At 44.1% G+C, this 20,940-nt stretch carries 21 protein-coding genes and 2 pseudogenes; 13 read left to right on the forward strand and 10 right to left on the reverse strand.

The window, feature by feature from the left end; translation table 11 throughout:
- Positions 1-133: 133 nt before the first annotated feature.
- Complete coding sequence (locus tag HQN90_RS09450; RefSeq protein WP_173217566.1) at positions 134-1,339, forward strand: ROK family transcriptional regulator; 1,206 nt, start codon at positions 134-136, stop codon at positions 1,337-1,339.
- An 80-nt stretch (positions 1,340-1,419) separates the two neighbouring features.
- Here the strand turns inward: HQN90_RS09450 and HQN90_RS09455 are convergent, their stop codons facing one another.
- Positions 1,420-2,253, reverse strand: coding sequence for a sugar phosphate isomerase/epimerase family protein (locus HQN90_RS09455; RefSeq protein WP_173217568.1), 834 nt, complete (start codon positions 2,251-2,253; stop codon positions 1,420-1,422).
- Between the two features lie 139 nt (positions 2,254-2,392).
- Here HQN90_RS09455 and HQN90_RS09460 point away from each other — a divergent pair, with 139 nt between their 5' ends.
- The 8 genes from HQN90_RS09460 (at position 2,393) to HQN90_RS09495 (ending at position 10,259) form a co-directional block, all read left to right on the forward strand.
- Positions 2,393-3,433: a LacI family DNA-binding transcriptional regulator gene (locus HQN90_RS09460; protein ID WP_173217570.1), complete on the forward strand. Its 1,041-nt coding sequence runs from the start codon at positions 2,393-2,395 to the stop codon at positions 3,431-3,433.
- Positions 3,434-4,051: 618 nt separating this feature from the next.
- Positions 4,052-5,731, forward strand: coding sequence for an extracellular solute-binding protein (locus HQN90_RS09465; RefSeq protein WP_173217572.1), 1,680 nt, complete (start codon positions 4,052-4,054; stop codon positions 5,729-5,731).
- 125 nt (positions 5,732-5,856) lie between these two features.
- Positions 5,857-6,744 (forward strand): ABC transporter permease, encoded by an 888-nt coding sequence (locus HQN90_RS09470; protein WP_173217861.1) that lies wholly within the window; start codon positions 5,857-5,859, stop codon positions 6,742-6,744.
- Between the two features lie 19 nt (positions 6,745-6,763).
- Entirely contained in the window at positions 6,764-7,663 is a 900-nt protein-coding gene (locus HQN90_RS09475; RefSeq protein WP_173217574.1) for a carbohydrate ABC transporter permease, read from the forward strand.
- Positions 7,664-7,703: 40 nt separating this feature from the next.
- Positions 7,704-8,156, forward strand: coding sequence for a VOC family protein (locus HQN90_RS09480; protein ID WP_173217576.1), 453 nt, complete (start codon positions 7,704-7,706; stop codon positions 8,154-8,156).
- 24 nt (positions 8,157-8,180) lie between these two features.
- Entirely contained in the window at positions 8,181-8,879 is a 699-nt protein-coding gene (locus tag HQN90_RS09485; protein WP_173217578.1) for an SDR family oxidoreductase, read from the forward strand.
- 34 nt (positions 8,880-8,913) lie between these two features.
- Positions 8,914-9,798 carry a TolB family protein gene (locus tag HQN90_RS09490; protein WP_173217580.1) on the forward strand — a complete coding sequence of 295 codons (885 nt, stop codon included), beginning with the start codon at positions 8,914-8,916 and terminating at the stop codon, positions 9,796-9,798.
- 17 nt (positions 9,799-9,815) lie between these two features.
- A complete protein-coding gene (locus tag HQN90_RS09495; protein WP_173217582.1) occupies positions 9,816-10,259 on the forward strand; it encodes a VOC family protein in 444 nt (147 codons plus the stop codon).
- Positions 10,260-10,734: 475 nt separating this feature from the next.
- On the opposite strand, the gene HQN90_RS39900 is transcribed toward HQN90_RS09495, so the two are convergent.
- From HQN90_RS39900 to HQN90_RS09530, 6 genes and pseudogenes are all read right to left on the reverse strand, one after another.
- The gene (locus HQN90_RS39900; RefSeq protein ID WP_173217863.1) at positions 10,735-11,073 is read right to left on the reverse strand and encodes a hypothetical protein; all 339 of its coding nucleotides are present in this window, start codon (positions 11,071-11,073) and stop codon (positions 10,735-10,737) included.
- Positions 11,074-11,085: 12 nt separating this feature from the next.
- Positions 11,086-11,483 (reverse strand): annotated as a pseudogene (locus HQN90_RS39560) (aromatic acid exporter family protein).
- A gap of 7 nt (positions 11,484-11,490) precedes the next feature.
- The gene (locus HQN90_RS09515) at positions 11,491-12,396 is read right to left on the reverse strand and encodes a DMT family transporter (protein ID WP_173217588.1); all 906 of its coding nucleotides are present in this window, start codon (positions 12,394-12,396) and stop codon (positions 11,491-11,493) included.
- Between the two features lie 44 nt (positions 12,397-12,440).
- Entirely contained in the window at positions 12,441-12,827 is a 387-nt protein-coding gene (locus HQN90_RS09520; protein WP_173217590.1) for a Rid family detoxifying hydrolase, read from the reverse strand.
- A gap of 130 nt (positions 12,828-12,957) precedes the next feature.
- The gene (locus HQN90_RS09525) at positions 12,958-13,959 is read right to left on the reverse strand and encodes an alpha/beta hydrolase (protein ID WP_173217592.1); all 1,002 of its coding nucleotides are present in this window, start codon (positions 13,957-13,959) and stop codon (positions 12,958-12,960) included.
- Positions 13,960-13,984: 25 nt separating this feature from the next.
- Positions 13,985-14,878: an MBL fold metallo-hydrolase gene (locus HQN90_RS09530; RefSeq protein ID WP_173217594.1), complete on the reverse strand. Its 894-nt coding sequence runs from the start codon at positions 14,876-14,878 to the stop codon at positions 13,985-13,987.
- A gap of 255 nt (positions 14,879-15,133) precedes the next feature.
- Between HQN90_RS09530 and HQN90_RS09535 the strand changes: the two genes are divergently transcribed.
- Positions 15,134-15,679, forward strand: coding sequence for a helix-turn-helix domain-containing protein (locus HQN90_RS09535; protein ID WP_173217596.1), 546 nt, complete (start codon positions 15,134-15,136; stop codon positions 15,677-15,679).
- A 563-nt stretch (positions 15,680-16,242) separates the two neighbouring features.
- Here the strand turns inward: HQN90_RS09535 and HQN90_RS09540 are convergent.
- The gene (locus HQN90_RS09540; protein ID WP_246362206.1) at positions 16,243-16,626 is read right to left on the reverse strand and encodes a winged helix-turn-helix transcriptional regulator; all 384 of its coding nucleotides are present in this window, start codon (positions 16,624-16,626) and stop codon (positions 16,243-16,245) included.
- A gap of 214 nt (positions 16,627-16,840) precedes the next feature.
- Between HQN90_RS09540 and HQN90_RS09545 the strand changes: the two genes are divergently transcribed.
- The 3 genes and pseudogenes from HQN90_RS09545 to HQN90_RS38605 all read left to right on the forward strand — a co-directional run.
- Positions 16,841-17,734 carry a DMT family transporter gene (locus HQN90_RS09545; RefSeq protein WP_173217597.1) on the forward strand — a complete coding sequence of 298 codons (894 nt, stop codon included), beginning with the start codon at positions 16,841-16,843 and terminating at the stop codon, positions 17,732-17,734.
- A 423-nt stretch (positions 17,735-18,157) separates the two neighbouring features.
- Positions 18,158-18,559: a VOC family protein gene (locus HQN90_RS09550; RefSeq protein WP_173217599.1), complete on the forward strand. Its 402-nt coding sequence runs from the start codon at positions 18,158-18,160 to the stop codon at positions 18,557-18,559.
- A gap of 21 nt (positions 18,560-18,580) precedes the next feature.
- Positions 18,581-18,705 (forward strand): annotated as a pseudogene (locus HQN90_RS38605) (12-oxophytodienoate reductase); the annotation flags it as partial.
- Positions 18,706-18,834: 129 nt separating this feature from the next.
- Here the strand turns inward: HQN90_RS38605 and HQN90_RS09555 are convergent.
- Both HQN90_RS09555 and HQN90_RS09560 read right to left on the reverse strand, forming a co-directional pair.
- A complete protein-coding gene (locus HQN90_RS09555; protein ID WP_173217601.1) occupies positions 18,835-19,920 on the reverse strand; it encodes a DUF3626 domain-containing protein in 1,086 nt (361 codons plus the stop codon).
- 235 nt (positions 19,921-20,155) lie between these two features.
- Positions 20,156-20,560, reverse strand: a complete 405-nt coding sequence (locus HQN90_RS09560; RefSeq protein ID WP_173217603.1) for a VOC family protein — start codon at positions 20,558-20,560, stop codon at positions 20,156-20,158.
- Between the last annotated feature and the right edge of the window lie 380 nt (positions 20,561-20,940).

The following is a 20,940-nucleotide window of genomic DNA, read 5'->3' on the forward strand; positions in this document are numbered from 1 at the left end:
CGCAGCATGCTAGTAAACGATTAATAATTGACAACTCCTATAGTTAGTACGTTATAATTATGAAGTTGGTTAGTTCTTCTAACTAACTAAATTGTAATAATTACTATATTGGCTGACTAAGAGGGTAAATAACATGAAGCAGATGAAGATGATAAGTAAAAATGATATGAAAGAAACAAACCGTATGAGTATTTTGCGAACAGTGAGAAGGGGAATTTGCTCACGAGCGGAAATTTCTGCGGAGCTTGGTTTAAGTAAGCCTGCTGTATCCGCACTAGTGGATGAATTAATCAAAGAGGGTTTAATTTACGAAACAGGTAGAGGTGATTCCACAGAGGCTGGGGGGAAAAGGCCGATATTGCTGGATTTAAATGCGAATGCTGCCTACATTGTGGCGGTATCTTTCAACAATGAGTGCTATGAAGTGGCTCTGTGCAATCTGGTTGGTAAAGTTTTGTTTTATGTCACAAAGAAGATCGAAATTTATGAGGATTATAAACGAACGCTGGACATGATTGTTGAGGACATTCACCAGATTATTCAGGAATCACGAGAACAAGGAAATAATCAGCCTATTATCGGAATTGGCATGGCTGTCCGCGGTTTGATTGAAACAAGATCAGGAATCTTTCTTCATTCCTCGGCATTACCTTGGAGGGGCGCACCAATCGGCGATTATTTGAAGGAACGTTTAAACATCCCGATTGTTATTGAAAATGACGCTCGTGCAGGGACTTATGTGGAACTTCTGAATAGCAACGGCGAATATAAGGAAACGCTTGTCTGCGTCAGCGTTGGTTTGGGAATAGGCACTGGCGTGGTCATTCACAACGAAGTTTACAGGGGGGCTTTTGACGCTGCTGTTAATATTGCGCATGCCACAATCGATCATGATGGACCCCTATGCCGCTGCGGCAATCATGGATGTTGGGATGCGCTCGCTTCCATTACGGCTTTAGGCGAACAACTATCGCACAGGGATAGTAAGTACAACTCGCTCGATTTCGAGTCGATCCTGAGTTTGTATTATGAAGGTGATAAAGTAGTCGTAGATGTACTGTTGAATTATACAGGCTATTGGTTAGGTGTTGGGATTGCCAATATACTGAATATTTTCAATCCAGAAGAACTGATCATTCAAGGCGATATTACGAAAGTAGGTCCGGAGTTGGAGCGCAAAATTATCGAGGTAGCGCAAAAAAGAGCACCGTCTGCCGTCTCTAAAAACGTCAAAATTGGATTTTCCAAAGATTCTGAAAAACTTCAAGTTAGGGGAGCAGCGGCAGTTATTAGCAATCATTTTTTCTCGGATACCTTACACCGCGTCTTTTGGAACTAACCTAATATGCTATGGAGGGAGGGATAGCCTTCTTTAAGGAATATCAACTTCTTATAAATTATAGCCTATATTGTGTTCTGTTACATAGGAATTTTGAACTCCGAGGCAATTCTTGAGATGTACCCTTTAGCTTGCTGATAGGCTTCGTTGCTTGAAAGATGCTCAATAATAAGCGTAGTATCGGGGTGCAGCTTGTTTAGTTCTGTGAGGAATGTCCGATAATCCAGATGACCCTGACCAGGTACAACCTCATCCAAATGGACGGTTAACTTGCCTCTCAGCAGAATATCCTTGGCATGGCAGTTTCGAATATGGGGGCCAAGTTTCGCAAAAAAATCGCGTATCATGTCGCCATTGCGATAATACATACGGGGACTGGTGATGATGTTCACAGGATCGAAATGTACGCCGAAGCCTTTACGGTCAATAGCCTGAACTAAAGCAAGGTAGGAGTCTGCAGAATCCGGGAAAATCCAAGGCATCATCTCTAAAGCAAATACGGTACGCTCAGGCTTAACGGCGTCTATAATTTCGCGGGTTGTTTCCACAATCAATTCAAAAGTGTCATCACTAAAATTGTCCGGATCTGGCCCGTCCCATTGCTCTCCTCGGGATCCAGCGATATTGACGCAGCATTGCGCGCCGATCCGTTCGGCCAACTCCAGCCTTTTGATGCAGTAGGCGATGGCATTCCGCCTTGTTTCCTCGTTTCGGCTGATTGGATTGCTCCAGGAGCCGACTTCGGAGATGAGGATGTCATATCGCTCAGCCAATGCCAAATAATCCTCAAGCTCACTGATATCCTCCTCGCCATTAATCGGGCAAGTTGTTGCGCGAAAGCCTGCTTCTTTGAGGGCAAACGCCCAATTCTCCGGGTTCTTCTCTTTAAGAAATACTTGACCGCCAAGACGCATCGGAATCCCATCCTTTGTAAATATATAATTGTTATACCACTATGTTGAAGCTAAGAATGAGCTAAAAAAACATTGACAACGATTTCTAGGCGTGTGTATGATGTGCGTAAACACGCGTTCGCGAAAGAGGATGAGCAACATGAAAAAATCAGATATCAATAGCACAGAGATTGCTCGGCTTGCCGGAGTTTCCAGGAGTACGGTAAGCAGGGTCATCAACAATTATTCCAATGTACCTGCTGAAACACGCGACAAAGTTTTGAAAGTGATACAACAGTATAATTATTTCCCTAATGTGTCCGCTCAGGTGCTTGCAGGCAAGCGAGCACGGACGATTGGGTTGTTTCTCATTGAGGAAGGGAACGTATCCGGCGATATGCTGACGAATATGCTTATCGTCAGTGTTATTGAACACGCTTCCGAACATGGCTACTATGTCCTTACACACATTATTCGTGATGCCAAAGATACCGAAATGATCAAAAATGTAAGAGAGATCTTCTTTCAGCGTAGAATCGATGGAGGCATCTTTATCGGAGCAGCCATTCGTGAACCGCTCATCGAAGAATTGATCGATGAAGGCTTTGTGATCGGTATCGTTGATCAATCGCTTTCGGATCATCCTGAGCCCAATCGGATCGTATCCCAATTTAATAATGACTCGGGCATGAAACAGGCTGTAGCCTATTTGGCAGGGCTCGGCCATTCTAGAATAGGTGTCATCAATGGGGATATGAATCGTCTATCTGGCCAGACCAAATATGAGGGTTACAAAACAGCGATGCGCATGTGCGGCTTACAGGTGAATCCGAACTGGGTTCTAGATGGCGATTTTCACGAGAGAAGCGGTTATATGGCCATTCAAAAACTGCTCAGTCAGGAAGCAGAGCTGCCAACAGCGATCATAGCAGCGAATGACAGTGTAGCATTTGGTGCAATTCGCGCGCTTAAAGAGCATAAACTGCGCGTTCCCGAAGACCTATCCATTATTGGATTTGATGATCATGCTTTGAGTGAGAAACATCATCCCGCCCTGACAACCATTCGTGTCGATTTTAGCGACATGTTGAAACGCATGACCTCCTATTTAATCACCAAAATTGAACAGAAGACGTCGGATATCAAAGAGATCACCATTGATTGTAGTCTGGTCGTAAGAGATTCGTGCAGAAGGATCTAAATTTGGGTTTCGTTTCCCGGGCGGAGGCACGCACCAAGATGCCGGTATCCGCTGGCCAGTCGGGACGCGCCTCGAAGACTAACTCGAAATCGCTGTAAACCCCATCGCTCTGCGCGGCACGTTTGTATGCATAATACCTCCTTGTGTTCAACAATGAGTTAAATGTAATCTGTTTGATAATTATACCATAAACACGCGTTTAGACAATCGGAATTATGAAAGACGCTAACTTAATATTTGGAAATGTACAGAAATTAAAGATTGACAGCGCTTTTATGGGTTGTGTATGATGAGTCCATAGACACGTGTTTACAGAAATACTCAGTCATTATTTGAAGAATGAAGCGCAAGTGCGTAGAGTTAGCCCGAATAGCCAGAAAAACAGTTAGAAACGGGTGGATAATGGGCTAGATATTTTTTTAGCCAAAAATAAACGCGCGTTCATTCACTTTTTGATGAGTCATAAGTCAATTTCCCGAAAAATTAACACGTGTTTATAGTGGCGTGAACTTCTGAAGGGATTTAAGCAGGTGTGTCTACCTATTCATCAGCCATTGCTTTATCACGGCTTAAAAAAGCTGTGTCACCATAACAATTCAAATATAGGAGGAATTGCACGTGAAAGAGCTGAAAATCAAAAGAGTTCTACCGCACGCCTTGGTGGCCCTACTGACGGTTTTTACTATTTCAGCTTGTGAAAGCGCTCCCACAGGGTCTGATGCAGAAAGCACTATCCATCCCGCAGAAAACATGGACGCCGCTGGTAAGTATCAGAAACCAGTCACAATGACTTGGGCTGTTCAAACAGCAGCCGCTTCCAAGCTCCTTGACAAAGAAACCTGGGAAGATAACCGTTGGAGCCGCTTGTTCAAAGAGAAGCTCAATATCGATCTTCAGGTTGCTTTCACGGCCGACAGCAGTACTGACGCCTATAAAAATAAACTGAATGCCATCATTGCTTCAGGAGATCTGCCGGACGTATTCAAAACGCAGGATCCAAACGTATTTCTGCAGTTGGCACAGAATGGACAGCTTGCCGATCTCACCGAGGTTTATAACAAATATGCAACGGATTCAATCAAGGAATATCAGAAAAGATTTGCTGATTCTTTTAAGGGAGCTACGATAGACGGCAAGCTTTACGCCATACCGCGTATGAACGACAACTTCCACGAGGCGCCGTTTCTCTGGATACGTGAAGACTGGCTCAAGCGAACGAATTCTCAGCCGCCCAAGACCATTGAAGAACTTGTTGCTCTTGCTAAGAAGTTCGCCACCGAAGATCCGGATGGAAATGGGAAAAATGGCGACACGATTGGGCTTGCCCTTAATAAAGATCTCATCAGACAAAATCATGCCAGTATTCTTGGTTTGGTTTCCGCATTTGGCGTTCCCGGACGTGACGAGAGCATGTTCTACCGCGACCAGAATGGTAAAATGACGTTTGCTTGGATTCAGCCGAACATGAAACCGGCACTTGCCATATTGGCAGATATGTATAAGCAAGGACTAATCAATAAGGATTTTACCTCCAAAAATGAATCCGCACTCGTAGAAGATATTACTAGCGGTAAGATCGGCATGGCTTTCGGCAGCAACTGGGGCACCTGGTATCCATACAATAATGTTTATAAAAAGGATGGCGTTATCGTACGCCCATACCCCATACCAACACAGTCCGGATACGATTACAAGATTGGTATCGAGAGCAACGCGGTTGGCCAGATGACGATGGTCAAGAAAGATTACAAAAACCCAGAAGCAATCATTAAGATGCTTAATCTGTACGATGAGACCGTTAATTACTCAACAAAGGATGTCTACGATAAATACTGGGCGAATGAGCAATATCGACTATCGCCAATTTACATCGATCAACCAGGTGAGGTTTACGCAGCTGATTTGCTGAAAGCTATGGATAAAGGCTCTTCTGACGGCTTACCTCCTGCCGCAAAGCCCTTATATGACTACATTGCAGGCTTTGAGAACGGATCTCTTGCCAAAGATGACAATGCCTTCGGTACTTGGGGGCAAATGTCCAAGTCAGGCTCTTTGCCTATCGTATTGAACAAGTACATCCCCGACAAGGCGATCGTCCAGAGTATACTGGGCATTCAAAGGCCCGACGTATGGTTAACGAACGTTTCTTCCTTGGATACCCTTACCATAACGACCTTTACTGATATTATAACAGGCGCTAAGCCTGTCGATTATTTCGATACCTTTGTGCAGCAGTGGCTGAAGGCAGGCGGGCAAAAGTCACTTGACGAACTTGATAAGTTGTACCCGGCCAAATAAATACGTGTATGGCTGCGGCGGGGGTTTTCTCGCCGCAGATAAGAAAAAAAGGTAGTGCGCATCGCTCGAAATCATTGACAGGTGGTGGTGAACAGGTGTTTGCGAGTCTGAAACGAAAAGACAAGATGCTAAGAGAACTGCCCTTATATATCATGCTGCTCCCCGCTGTCGTTCTGGTGGCAATCTTCAGCTATGGCTCCATGGCCGGCGTAATTATCGCGTTTCAAAAATTTGTTCCAGCGAAGGGGATGTTCGGGAACCAGCAGTGGGTAGGTTTTCAAAATTTCGTTACGTTGTTTTCCATGCCGAATATAGGGATGGTCATTCGGAATACGGTTATTATCGCCTTGTGCAAAATGATTGCAGGCGTCGTTGTTCCGGTTGGGTTTGCCCTGCTGCTCAACGAAGTCAGGAATCATTTAACCAAGCGTATTTTCCAGACGCTGGTCTATTTGCCGCACTTTTTGTCTTGGATCATCTTATCCGGAATTTTATTAAATCTGTTGTCACCAAACGAGGGCTTTGTCAATATTGTTCTTGCCAAGTTTGGTATTGAACCCATCTTTTTCTTAGGCAACCCGAATGTGTTTCCAGCTACGATGGTCTTAACCGATATCTGGAAAAGTTTTGGATTCGGATCTGTGATTTATCTCGCTGCTCTCACAGGCATAGACCCTGCGCTATATGAAGCCGCAGTCATTGATGGCGCAAATCGTTGGCAGCAGACAAAGCACATCACCTTGCCTGGCATTTCATCTATGGTCGTACTGATGACCGTGTTGGGGCTTGCCAATATTCTTAACGGCGGTTTCGATCAAATCTATAATATGTACAGTCCTGTGGTCTACTCCACCGGTGATATTTTGGATACATTCGTATTCCGTCTGGGCATTGAGCAGGCGCAATACGCGCTCTCCACAGCAGCTGGCCTGTTTAAGTCGTGTGTGTCGCTGATTTTTATCGTTGTGTCCTATTACTTGGCTGACAAATTCACCGGATATCGCGTCTTTTAAATAGAAAGGAGGGCAGACCATGGGAATAAAGGATTCCATTTCACGTAAAATATTCCTTGTGAGCAATTCCGTGTTCCTGCTGCTTGTTGCACTTTTATGCATTGCGCCGTTTATCAACCTGTTGGCGGTATCATTTTCAGACAAAGTAGCAGTAGCTGCAGGAGAGGTTACTTTTTTCCCAGTTGGTTTTACAACAATCTCTTATCAATTTATTACGAATACCTCGAAGTTTTTCATGTCGCTGCTAGTCTCTCTCAAACGTACGGCCATAGGCGTTCCGCTCAACTTACTATTGATCATTCTAACTGCTTATCCTCTTTCTAAATCAAAAGAAGATTTTGGTGCCCGCAGTATTTTTTCATGGTTTTTCGTTGTGACCATACTCTTCAATGCCGGATTGATTCCTACCTACATGGTGGTGAAGAGCACCGGATTGATGAATTCCATCTGGGCGCTTGTTTTGCCGGGGGCGCTCCCTGTGTTCAGCATGCTGGTCGTGATGAATTATATGCGCAGTCTGCCGAAGGAATTGCTGGAGGCGGCGTATATGGACGGCGCGAGTCAAGTGCAGACGCTGATCCGCGTGGTTTTGCCAATTTCAGTTCCCACGCTTGCAACCGTTACGCTGTTTTCTTTCGTAGATCATTGGAACAGTTGGTTTGACGGCATGATTTATATGAACAAAATTCAAAACTATCCGTTACAAACCTATTTGCAAACAGTTGTCGTGAATCCGGAAGAATTTATTCGCAACAACACCGATCTTAGCGGCAATTTATCCAAATATTTGTCGATGGTAAGTGCTCGAACGACGGGAGCTGCGCAAATGTTCTTGGCGATGATACCGATTTTATGCATCTATCCCTATTTGCAAAAGTATTTTACAACCGGGCTAGTGATGGGCAGTGTCAAGGAATGAGGCAGAAGAAGCGAGAAAATGAAAATAGGATGGTGTAAAAATGAAGAATAACCTTAGCTTTGACGGTTTTATTCAGATCGCTATTGTCGTTAAAGATATCCAGAAGGCTGCTGAGACTTGGGCAAATTTATTGAATTTTCCTGTGCCAGAGATTCGTTATCAGCCTCCTGTGCATAACCCTGATCTGACGTATCGCGGAAAGCCGGCCTTCTATGGCCTTAAGCTCGCGAATATACGAGTTGGCAATTTCGTTATTGAATTGCATGAACCAGACGAGAAAGACAGCACTTTCCGGGAGTTTCTTGATCAGCATGGCAATGGCGTACATCATCTGGGTTTTCAGGTGGGCGAGAAGCGCGATGCCATCATCGGCGAGCTGGAGGAGATGGGTTATGCCATGCGGACCATTGGTTATTATCCTGGCAGCAGCTGGACCATTGTCGACGCAGAGGACGATTTGGGCGTCAATTTGAACATCAAGCCCCGGGCCTAACATGGGCAAAAAGGAGAAGCAGATATGAATATTGTCATTACTGGTGCAAACCGTGGTCTGGGGTATGAACTGACACTCGCTGCAGCACAGAGAGGTCACAAGGTAATAGCCGGAATTCGTTCACCGCAGGAAGCGGGAAAAATGTGGGAACTGGTCAGCCGTTTCCCTGGCCAAATTGAGGCCGTCCAGCTCGATGTATGCGATGAAGAATCGATAGCCCGGTTAGCAGAGACGTTGCGAGCAGAACGCAAACAGGTTGATGCAGTCATTAACAATGCTGGTATTTTGCTCGGCAGAGGTGTTGCTATAGAAGAATTGCCTATCGAGGATGTCGTTCGTTCCTTCGAAGTTAATTTGTTTGGTCCGATGATGGTCATCAAACATCTGCTTCCTCTAATGGAGGGAGGTGACTTGCGGTCCGTTCTTAACATTTCATCAGAAGCAGGCAGTATATCCAATGCCTATGGGGGGGATTTTCCGTATGCGATTTCCAAAACGGCGATCAACATGTTCTCTAAACAGCTTAAAAGGTATGTAAAAGACAGAGGAATCCGTGTGTACGCCATTCACCCAGGCTGGATCAAGACAGACATGGGCGGAGAGAGAGCTCCCGGAGATCCAAACGAAAGCGCTAATGGCATTATCGATATAGTTGAAATGAAAAAAGAGATGGATCCGGAATCCTTTTTTGTCAATTACAAAGGTGAACCGATGCCTATTTGACAGTTAGGGGAATTGAAAACGAAGGAGATTCGCGATGAATACATTAAAGGAATCACGGAAGGTAGAAACAAGAAACGTCATCAGTATTTTGGAAACCGTAGATGTGATTAGTGGAGAACGGAACATCTTGGCTGAATTCGATTTTCTAATTGAGGCACCCAATTGGACCCGTGATGGCAACCATCTTGTATATAACAGCTTAGGGCGTCTTTATAAGTTTCAGCTCACGACGAGGGAAAGTACAGTGATTGAATCCGGCTACGCCATCCAATGCAATAACGACCATGTGCTTTCACCGGATAATTCGTATGTCGCGGTAAGCCATCACACTCATGAAGATGGTCTTTCTCGTATCTATACGTTTCCCTTGCAGGGGGGCGAACCGATGCTCATTACGCCGATAGCGCCAAGCTATTTGCACGGTTGGTCACCGGACGGAAGCACGCTAGCTTACTGTGCAGAGCGGAACGGCGAATATGACATCTACACCATTCCCGTAAACGGGGGCATAGAAACACAGTTAACGCATACCACTGGGTTGAATGACGGCCCGGAATATTCACCTGACGGTCAACACATCTGGTTCAACTCGGTACGATCAGGTCTTATGCAAGTATGGCGTATGAATGCCGATGGCAGTGAACAGACCCAAATGACGTTGGACGAGAGCAATAATTGGTTCCCCCATGCGTCCCCAGATGGAGAATTGGTGGCATATATAACTTATCGCAAGGGCGATGTCGCTCCCGGCGACCATCCCGCTAACAAGCATGTAGAAATTCGTGTAATGTCCAGCTCTGGGGGCGGACATCGTACGATTGTCGAGCTGTTCGGGGGACAGGGGACCCTTAACGTCAATTCTTGGTCGCCCGACAGCAGGCAATTGGCTTTTGTTAGCTATCGGACCAAATCTTCTTAAAATAAAGGAGCAGAACAATGGAACATACAATTCTTGGTACAACCCTGGTTTGTCAGATTGCAATGATCGTTCGTGATGTGGAAAAGGCGACCCTCCGTTTTGCCGAGCTTTTAGGCGTTCCTGCTCCTACGATCATCATGGCTAATGAAGATGGCAGCGATACGGTTAGTTACATGGGGCAACCCACGAAAGGAAGGGTGAGGCTTTCCTTTTTTCACATGGAGAATGTAGTCATTGAGTTCATTGAACCTACGAATGACCCTTCAACCTGGAAGGAATTCCTTGAAACAAAAGGTCCGGGGGTCCATCACATCGCATTTAAGGCGAAGGATAGAATGCTTGAAACAGCTGCTAAGCTGGAGGAATTCGGGTTCCCGCTTATTCAAAATGGCAATAAATATGCTTATGTGGAGAGCACAGACGATTTGGGCGTTATTCTTGAGCTTCTTGATATTGATTGAAAGTACATATCAGGGCTAAGCGTTAACACGTTCTAGTAGAACAGTGTTAGCGTTTTTTGTTTAGTTATTCCAGCGGCATAAACGAGTTATGAGTTAACTAAAGGTGAACTTTAGCTCAATAAAACACGACAGCGTATAGGAAGGAAATTTTGGAGGTGTACCTCCTAATGTGGATTTTAAGGGCTTTTGACCCGTTGCGTAATCCCATCGTACAGAGGCGCTCGTTTTTGTTCAAACTCCAAATTATTCGTTTTACAGGAATTCTAACGGGACAAGATAGTGCTATCAATGAAGGGCAGACCAGAATTTGGTCTGCCGCTCTGTCATTTGACAGTCGATTTCATAGAGCTTTTTTCATTGTCCGTTAAATGAGGTCTTGGACCAGTAAGGTTTATTATTACTGAGCAATATATGAGTCTACCTATAGTAGTTGCTCATCTTCTTTATAAATATAAAAGAACGGAGAGCCAATATACTACAATTCCAAGATTTTTATTACCGTCAGTTCCATATCATACTTGATAGCCACACTCAGCTTTTCAAATATCTCGGCAAGCAGTTTTCCTTGAGGCATTGTCTGGCATATGTAGCTCGCGAGACGGGTCATTCTCTTGATAGACTCCAATTGCATCTCTCTCATATGAAAATAATCCTGCCAATAATAGTTTTCGGAGCTAATTAACGAATTTTCTAATGCTTTGTTAGCTAAGGCGGCACCTCGCTTAATCTCTTCTTTTGCCTCTATAAGCTCCTTATAATCCCAAGTGAATGGATTTCTCCAGCAGATGTTGTGTAATAAGAGAGAGTATGTCAGAAAATAAACTCTCTATCTTGTACCAAGACCAATCCCTAGCATCTTAAATTCATCGAGAATGATTGCTGGGGATGCTGATTGGTAACCGATTAAATGAAACACAACGACGGTACCTGTAACGATTCCCTCGCGGTTTCCGATGCGATGAAGAACTGTAAATACGAGAAGCACGAACAGACCAACAGCCCAAGGATAAAAGCCACAAAGCCAGAAGATTGCTGATCCAGTACCCAGAGCGAACACAGACGCCGTTATCGATTAAGGGCACTGCGTATTCCTCTGCGCCTTGTTATTTCTACCCCAAGAATGGCCAGTAATCCGGTATTGGCTGGTGAATGAATCCCGAATAGCTCTGCTGCGTACATGGCAACAATCGCTGCAAGCGCCGATTTGAGAATACGAAGGCCCATGATAGAATTACCTCTTTGCCATCGTGAGTGCTATCGGATCGTTATGCGATTTCTTTTTAGGCAACAAGGTAGCAAAGACTACTCCGCAGACAATGAGAATGGAACCGCCGATTTGTGTGAAGGTTACCGGAGTACCGAGCATGAAGTAGCCAAGGACCATGGCTACGAATGGCTGGAGATTTAGAAATACGGATGCTTTGGCAGCACCGACCTTCCGAATTTGGTTGTTCCAAATGATTGCACATAGGCCTTGAATGAGCAGAGCAGAGCCGATTAAGAGTACCCACCAACCAAAGGAATGAGTACTCTGTTCATGAGGTTCGCGCCATACAGCCACCGGAAATACGAGCATACAGCCGAGTAAAGTTGAATATGCGGTCGCTGTGAGCGCATCCATTCTTTCTGTCAGCTTTCTCATTAGGACGGTAGCTCCGGAGAAGGCGAGCATGCAAATAAACATGATTCCCATACCCGTTGTTAGTGATATATGCAATCCTCTGCCTTGGCCGACTACGAAGAAGACGCCGGTAAGCGCGACCAGGGATCCTACGGCCATACGCAGAGTGAATGATTCTTTTAGGAAGAGTCGCGCAAGTAAGGCAGTGAATATTGGAGAAAGTGATAATATAAGCGAAGCTGTCGTCGCGTCTATCGTCTGCAATCCTGTAAAGAACGAAACTTGGTGCAGCAACATCCCAATTAGAGCGAGTGGAATTAAGTAGACGACATCCCGTGTAGTTAGTCGAATCATACGCTTGGCTATGATCAGATAGCCAATCAGGAACACCGAGGAGACAGCAAGTCGGTATGCGGATAGGTGCATTGCGGGAAATTCTCGCAGCAAGAGCGAGCCGAATACGAAGTTGCTTCCATAGAGAGTCGCGCAGAGTAAGAGAAGCAGATAAGTTCGCAAGCAAATGCGCCTTCTTTCAAAATTTGGCTAGTACAGCAGCCTTATTAGTTTAACTGTCGTTTGATGGCAACCAGTTCGATCTCGATCTCGGCGCTACGTGGCAGTTTGGCTACCTGCACGGTAGTTCTAGCGGGATGATGGTTACCGAAATAATGGCTGTAGACGTCATTCATTTGCCCAAAGTGATCTAGATTCGTCATAAAGACGGAGGTCTTCACAACGTCTTCTAGAGTATAGCCAGCTTCTGATAATACGTTCTGAAGGTTTGATAAGATCTGTTGGGTTTGCGCAACGATGCCTTCCTTCAACTGGCCCTCCGTATCTATTGGGAGCATTCCTGATGTGTAAATAACAGATCCGGCAGCAATGGCTTGTGAATAAGGCCCGATTGCAGCCGGCGCTTGAGCTGATGTAATAGCTGTTTGATTCATGGTGCATGTGCCTCCTTTAATGTATACAGGTTTTGTCGTATAGCGTTCGGTTATTAAAGAGCCCGCAGCAACTAGCTGCGGGTCTCAGAATAGCTAGGAGATAGTATTGAAATCCGCTAATGTTGCGTCGTTATTGGCCCGCTGGCGTATAAGCTTCGTCTAGGAATGATTGAACCGCTTGGAACGCCTGAAGTCTATTTTTCTCGAGCAGTACCATATGAGTGCCTTCTCCGATCTCAACCCAACGGCGATAAGCAGCACCTGTTAGGGAGGTAAAGAAGTTTTGTGCCAATTCTAAGGGCACATCTATATCCCACTCTGCGTGGACGAGGAGCACAGGTACGGTGATAGCTTTAGGCTCATAGAAGGCTTTCCCAACCGTCCAGTATTCGCGTATATCCAGAATAGGCCCGTTGGTAGCACGAATATGTTCTGGGTGTACTGTCTTGTTATTAGGATCGGATGCCAGAGTTGCTTCAACCCATTTCTCGAACCAACCCTCAGGGATTAGGCCGTCACGTTTCCCTTCGGGAGCTGCACTTAACCAGCGTTCTTTAGTGGTGCCTGCTGGCACAAGGCGGTAAGAACCAAGCGGACCGCCTGTATCGATAGGTATTGGCTTGGTGCTTAGCCATTGAGGAGCGATGAGGGATAGCTTGTTTACTTTGTCGTTGTTAAGGCTTGTGTATGCCCCGGCCACCGTACCGCCCCAAGACATCCCAAGTACATTGACCTTTGTTAGATTGCGGTGTTTGAGGACGAAGTCTACGGCCGAGCCAAAGTCACGCACTCCGGTTTCTGTACGAACAAGCGGAGGATTTTGATCCGCTGGCTGCTCCATCTCTGGAGGTCTAGTGGATCCGCCGTAGCCGCGAACGTCTACCGCATAAACGTCATAACCGTGGCTGGCTAGGTAATCAAGGAAAGTGAATCCGTCTAGCTCCACGTCATACAGGCTGCCAACTGGATAAGTAGCACCATGGACCATGACGATCGTTTTCTCGTTAGAGAAGACAGTCATAGATGCAGGGCGTTTATTGCGGATCGATAGCTCGATACCAGGCGTGTCGCTGGCTATATTAAAGTTCTCGGCTACGATGTTAATAGATTTATTGAATGTATTGTTAGACATAAATATTTCGCCTCTTTTCGTTATATTAGATAAAGCGCCAGTTGAACCCATCGTCACTTCTGGTTACATAACCTGCTGAACTCTCTGGAAAGTGCGTACTGAAATAAATAATTGGGCGATCGGCGACGTATTCCAAAGCCCACCTGCGGGAGACTCGAGCTTGATCACCAAATTCACAGTACATAGAGTTCCATTCAGGTTTCATGACTTGGAATGGATGATGCATAATGTCAGCGCCGAACAAAGCTTCTTCTCCACCTGATGAAAGGCGAATGGACATTTGTCCGATACTGTGACCTGGAGTCGGAATGAATGTAAATATATCTAGAAACTTCCCGCCTTCTGGACCGATTGTTTCCGTCAAGCCAGCCTCTACAACAGGGAGTACACTCTCTTCATAAACATTGAAGTTAGCTTCGTTTTCTTTGTTATGACTTGCTTCACTGGAGTAATATTCTTGTTCTTTAATAGGGAAAACATACTTAGCATTCGGGAATGTCGGTACCCATTTGCCGTCGACAAGCTTCGTATTCCAACCGACATGATCGACATGCAAATGCGTTAATAACACGTAATCAACTTCCTCTGGAGTAACGCCAGTCTCTTTAAGCCGCTCGAGATAAGGCAATTGTAGATTGGCGAGATCCGGATTTAGTGGCAGGTTTTTATCATTTCCTGTTGCTGTATCAATAAGAATCGTATGCTTGGGCGTTTTCACGACCCAGGTGCCGATGCTAACGATGAGCTGCGAATTGTCATCTATTAAGCCTTCAGGGAAGGATTGTTTGTTCTCTTCCAAAAAAGCGGGATCCCATGTGCCTGGGAAATATATTTCTGGTAGAACGCCACTAATTACCATTTCTGTAACACGGGTAACAGTGGTATCGCCTACGGTGTAAATCTTGGGTAGCTTTGTCATTTGGTTCATCGCCCTCCTTGAAAATTTCGCTGAAACAAAAATATTATTTTAAAACTTATTATGTGTATATGTCCCGGGATCGTATTTGCACATCAGCCTTGTTAAAATCTTAATCCAATAATGGCGACAAATCAACGTTTTTACACCGAAATTGAGACCCCGTGAGAGGACTTGATATTGCTCATTATTTTGATTACGATCATAATATAAATTTCGCTGACAGCGAAAAATATGTATCGATAGGAGAATTGGCAGATGGATTCTATTGAAGAGGCTATAAGAAATACCCGCAAAAAACAGAAATTAACGCTCAAAGAGGTGGCAAAAGCGGCATCCATTTCAGTATCTTTTCTCAGCGAAATCGAACGCAATAAAGCGAACCCATCCATAAGCGTCCTGAAGCGAATCGCAAATGCGTTAAATGTTAACTTCACCGATTTATTCGGAAATAAAGAACAAAGCATTGTCGTGAGAAGAAATGAACGCAAAACGTTGGTACATTCTGAAGGCTCTCGTATTACGTGGTATTCCCTTAGCGAGGGAAGTAGAAATAAGATGGGGGCAATCTTGGGTGTGCTTGAAGAAGGTGCAACCTCCGGTGATGTAGGTGTAGGGCACAGCGAAGGAGAAGAATTTCTGCATGTCCAATCGGGGTGTATAGAGTTCATGCTAGGGAATGATAGATACATTCTGGAGGAGGGAGACAGTATTTATTACGACGCTAGAACACCGCACCGCTATAAGAACGTATGGAAAGGTGAGACTTTGGTGCTTGCTGTATCGACGCCTCCATATTTTTAAGTTAAAGAATGATGTTCTCGAAATTAATTTGAAATATCGTGAATTATCGAAATAATAATCATATGAAACGAATTGATATTTAAGACACTGTCTAATGAATCAAGGTTGCAAATATTAGAATGGCTTAAAGAACATCATAGGTAGACAAGCAATCTCCATTGTTTGGGCAACTCCGAAATGTCTTTTAGTCTTAGAAACTATAAACTGTTCCTTTGCAAATGGTCATATTCCATATTTCTTTACTGCGTAATGCAAAAGTTCAGCCTCTATAGCATTTACTGCTGACCCGGGAACGCTTAGGATGGCCTCCACAATATTCAAGTCTAATCGAAGACCTGGAGCAGGGGCATTACTTTTATAACGAAATGAATGCGGTGACCATGAGACCCTTGGCCATGAATACGTAGGGGGATAAAGATACGATGTATCTTGTAATTTTGCTTGTTGAGCTACACGACAAAGTTAACCACACCTTTGTATACAGCGCATTCATCGAGCCATTCCGCAGGGAATGGCTTTTATTTTAGTCTCATTTCTATTTCTGTAACACCTATAAGATCACTTCAAACATCTTCCCCTTGCTGCGATAAAACTCGAAAATCATTTAGTGTATCTTTATAAGCATCTCCCCAATTCCTCATAGACAAAATGATCGACTCCAACGTTCTTCCGAATTCAGTCAGTGAATATTCCACCTTGGGAGGTACCTGTTTATAAACTTCGCGGTGAATAATGCCGTCCCTCTCAAGTTCACGTAGCTGAAGGGTAAGCATGAATTGCGTTATTCCCGGATAGAGGCGTCGGAATTCACTAAATCTTTTCGGGCCATCGATCAGTTGATAGAGAAGGAGTCCCTTCCACTTTCCTCCAATAACCTCCAAAGTTGTTTCTACAGGGCACCCTTCTACGTTCGGAGTAATGATGTTTTTATTTCTTCGTTCGCCCAAAGCCTTATCCCCTCCAATAGTTTGATTTTTAATACTATACCATAAAAATATGCGTACTTTACTAAACAAAATATACATCATATTATTTGGTAAACCAATAACGCTCTTCGGGAAGGATAGTTTGATCATTCGTCAGGTGAAGGAGGCACTTTAACAGGAGAAGCGTGAGAGGACACATTAAGCAAAACATACAGAATAGAGAAGGAGAAGAATCATGAGTTTAAAAGGCTTGATAACAGGTATAATTTTTACTGTTCTATATTCATCTGGAGCTATTATCATGAAAATCGGCTTACATTCAGCGTCTCCGTTAACACTAGCAACATTGCGTTTTCTGATAGCTGGGATGCTGCTGCTAATCTTTATTTATGTATTTAGAAAGGGGAAATACCCATTACCTAACAAAAGAGAATGGGGCATTTTAATACTTCTGGGTTTGCTGAATACCTCGTTGTTTGTTGGACTGGGCAACTTAGCACTTCGAAACATTTCGGCTGGGATATTCAATCTCTTTTTACCCATAAATCCTTTTGTTTTTGCGATTTTCTCCTTAATTTTCATGGGTAAAAGCATTCGTGCAAAAGAATGGATGGGTATGGTTGTATCCGCTATAGGTCTATTCATAGCAACCTACCCATCATTGGCAAATAGCAACGCCAACTTAAGCGGAATTTTATTGCTTGTTTTAGCAATGGTTTCCATGGCTGTTGGAAGTCTTGTTTTTAAAAAGGCAAACCTTCAGTTGCCTACTCTTGTGATAAACGCATGGCAGGTATTCATCGGGGGGATTATTTTAATTATCCCGACCCTTTTCTTAGAGTCTGGGAAGCCGTTACATGTAGATGTTCACCTTGTAGTATATCTTCTTTGGTCTGTCATCGTTCTCTCTATTATTAGTATGGGGCTCTGGTTTCATTTGCTGAAACATGATGCCGTCAGAGCAAATAACTGGCTGCTTTTAAATCCTGTTTCAGGCTATATTCTAGCTGCCATCGTACTGGGCGAACCCCTTACATGGTATGCTGTCATCGCCACCGTTGTTGTGCTATCGGGACTCTATCTGTCGGGGAATTTTCAAATCAAAGAACGGAGTAGTTCAGCAAAATAATTAGTATATGCGTTCATTATTTTGAATAACAGCAGTCGCGGGACTTAAAAGGATGGGCTGGGAGGACCGTGTTACTGAAGTTCTATATCCAGAAACGTTCTTGCCTGCTGTCAAAACCTATACTGGGGAATCCCCTATTCAAGTAGGTGAAGATGTAGCAAAATTACTGATCGGCAAGGGAGCTGAGAAAATCTTGGCTGAAACATCGTTAAGCTAACAGTGAACGATAGTGAAAATTAACAGGGAGCAGATCGCCGCGGCAGCTGTTCCCTTTTGCTATTAAGCTATTGGGCAGATTAATTCAAAACACGATTATCAAGGAAAAAAATTGACTAAAGCAATGTTTTGATTTAATATTAATTTATCTTGATAAACAAGATACTTTATTATCAAGATAAATTGAACGGGAATGGAGGAGATACAATGAAAATTAACCACTTAAACTTGACGGTAACTGACGTTATCGAGGTGAAAAATTTTCTGGAAACTTATTTTGGTTTAACCACTAACGTAAGTGCAGGAAAAGCATTTGTGGCCATGACGGACAACGATGGATTTTTATTAAACTTAATGCATGGTAAGGATATCAATTATCCGGATACTTTCCATGTAGGATTCCCTCAAGAAAATAAGCAAGAGGTTGATAACTTGAATCAACGTCTAAAAGAAGATGGAATTAAGGTGGAAACTCCTGCAATTGTTCATGGTTCCTATACCTTTTATCTTCAGGCTCCGGGTGGGATTACTCTTGAAGCATACTGTCTACTCGAAGGGGAAGATCCCACGAAAGGTCCTCGTCCGTCATTTGGGAAAGAACCGATTTAAGCAGTGGAAAATTTATAACTAAAGTATGATCTGGTTGCAGTCGGCCGTGCACTGCTAGTTGATCCGCATGGGCGGCTAAGGTCCGCGATGGCCGGCTTAACGAGCTGATGCCTTTCACCCCTGAAGCACTGGGTTCGCTATCTTGATTCTACTGTAATTCTAATTTTTTGACGATTTGATCGGGCACTCCGAGTTAGTGGGAGAGCCCGTTTTTTTGTAATGTTAGTGACTGAAGGAGAAGGGGACAGAATTGCTCGATCTTCGCGGAAAATTGTTCACTTTTTCATTGGCTTTCCATATCTCACTAAAACATGCCAGAGTAATTTTAATTCTTGCAGAACTTCTTCGTAGGTTCCTCTATCGCTCCAATTACTTGGATTTTGTTTCAAGTCCATAGCTGCAGAGCCAATCATATTTACATCAATAAAATCACTTTGCGCAATTCTTTTGGCTAGTGAAGGCATTGAAGGACCTCTGAAATTCATAGGAACCTCATCAACCAAAAGTGTAAAGCCCATGTGCCAGTGAAGATCAACGGAATACTTTAAACATATCTGTTCTAAGATTCGTCCGGTATGGGTGCCCTTATATGATGGATCGGCAACAAGCATCTTTACGTCTTCTTTAAGAAAAATGTCACCATGAACCTGAGCTTCGATATAGTGGTTAAGATTTCGGTTTGGCTCTTTGTTTGATGGATTTTGGAATGGTTTCTCAAGATTAATGAGCATATGGTCGATTAACTTTCCAACCGTCAGATTTCTTTCACCAATGGCAAAATCTTTATAGAACGCGTCACTCATGAGAGCAGCCAAAATGAGGTCAAATTCCTCATACGTCCCTTTTTCCTTGGGGTCTTGGTGAGAGTCCAAATAAGTATAAGTGCAGCGATGAGAGACCTCAGTGGATAAAAGGAAATAGCATGATCCAAAACGAGGAGCAGGACCATCAGGATGTAACATGACATTGAGTGCCCCATACTTGGGCCGTTCACTATTGGTTGAGCCATTTATTTGGTAAGCTCCGCCAAACATTTTATTCTCCCATACGTCACGTTCACCACCTGAAAATGCTGATACACTTCCATTCGATAGGAAGGTCTCAAACTGGCTTTTATAAATTCCCTGCTCAAGCAGTGCTTCAGCAACGCTTTTCATGTTCGGGTCTAATCGATCTGGGTGAAAGTGTAGTGCAATACTTGCGTGAGATTTTAGTTTAGTGATAGCATCTTCAAATGTTTTCAGCTCGATGCTGGACATTCGAAGGATTTCCCTTATTGTTTGCTCCACTTCATTTTTGCGGCTTCTTGCGTAAGTTGTTATATGCTCTTGAGCTAATTGCTGAGACCTCGATAATTTCATGGGCAGAAGAGTCCCTTCCCTTTTTATAGAATCATAATACATGATGGACAGTAAGGGAAATTGCAGATGGAGATATTAAATTAACAAAGGGTCGCGAAATAGATCCATTTCTCAATAAATAATGAAGGACCTAGATAAAATGAAGAGACCATAGCTCGTTGCTATGGTCTCTTGCTATGAAGCAGTCAGTAAAATTACTAGCTACGAAATTCGCCTCACTCACTTCAACTGTCTGTCAACGCCTACCGCTGAATCGTTTGATCGCTTCCTCGGTCACCGGCGTAAAGAGGTTAATCAGGTTGCCGTCGGGATCGCGAAACAGCACAGCACGGTTCCCCCACGGCATCGTGGTTGGTTCCTTTACCCACTCGTCGACAAACGGCTTCAAGCGCTCGTATTCGGCATCGACATCGTGGACGCGGAACTCAAAGATGACAGTGTGATTGTTGGCCGCCACTGCGGAACCAGCGCCGAACAGCTGCACCGTCTGGGAGTGGCCGATCGCCAGGGTGAACGATGGCATAACAAGTTCGGCAAAGACGGGCGCGGGGCGTTCCGCCGAAACACCCATGACTTTCTCATAGAACTCGACGAGACGATCCAGGTCGTCTGTAATGATGCGTACAGAAGCAAAATTCACGAGATACCATCCTTCCTATCATAAATGATACAATACCGTATCCTATCATTTTGGGCCAAAATACTTCGCATTTATTTCCCACTCCTTTACGGTTACTTACTCCGATTATAAAATACTGCTACTGACAACAGCATGTCAGTAGCAGTTTAACATTTTTTTGGCTTCCTCCCGAATTCGATTTCGGAATGCGTCAGTACACGAAATGCTCTTTCATGCAGCACTGGAACGTTAGCCAGTCGTAGTGTTAAACTAGAAAAATAAAGTTGTAGAAAATATTTTCGCATGATGTAGAAATTCATCGATCTGTATCGTCTTTATAGTGAAGACTTGAAACAACCCCATTATGAATGATGAGAGGAGCAATAACGATGAAATACACA

The organism is Paenibacillus alba (genome assembly GCF_013204855.1).
Taxonomy (GTDB): Bacteria; Bacillota; Bacilli; order Paenibacillales; family NBRC-103111; genus Paenibacillus_E; species Paenibacillus_E alba.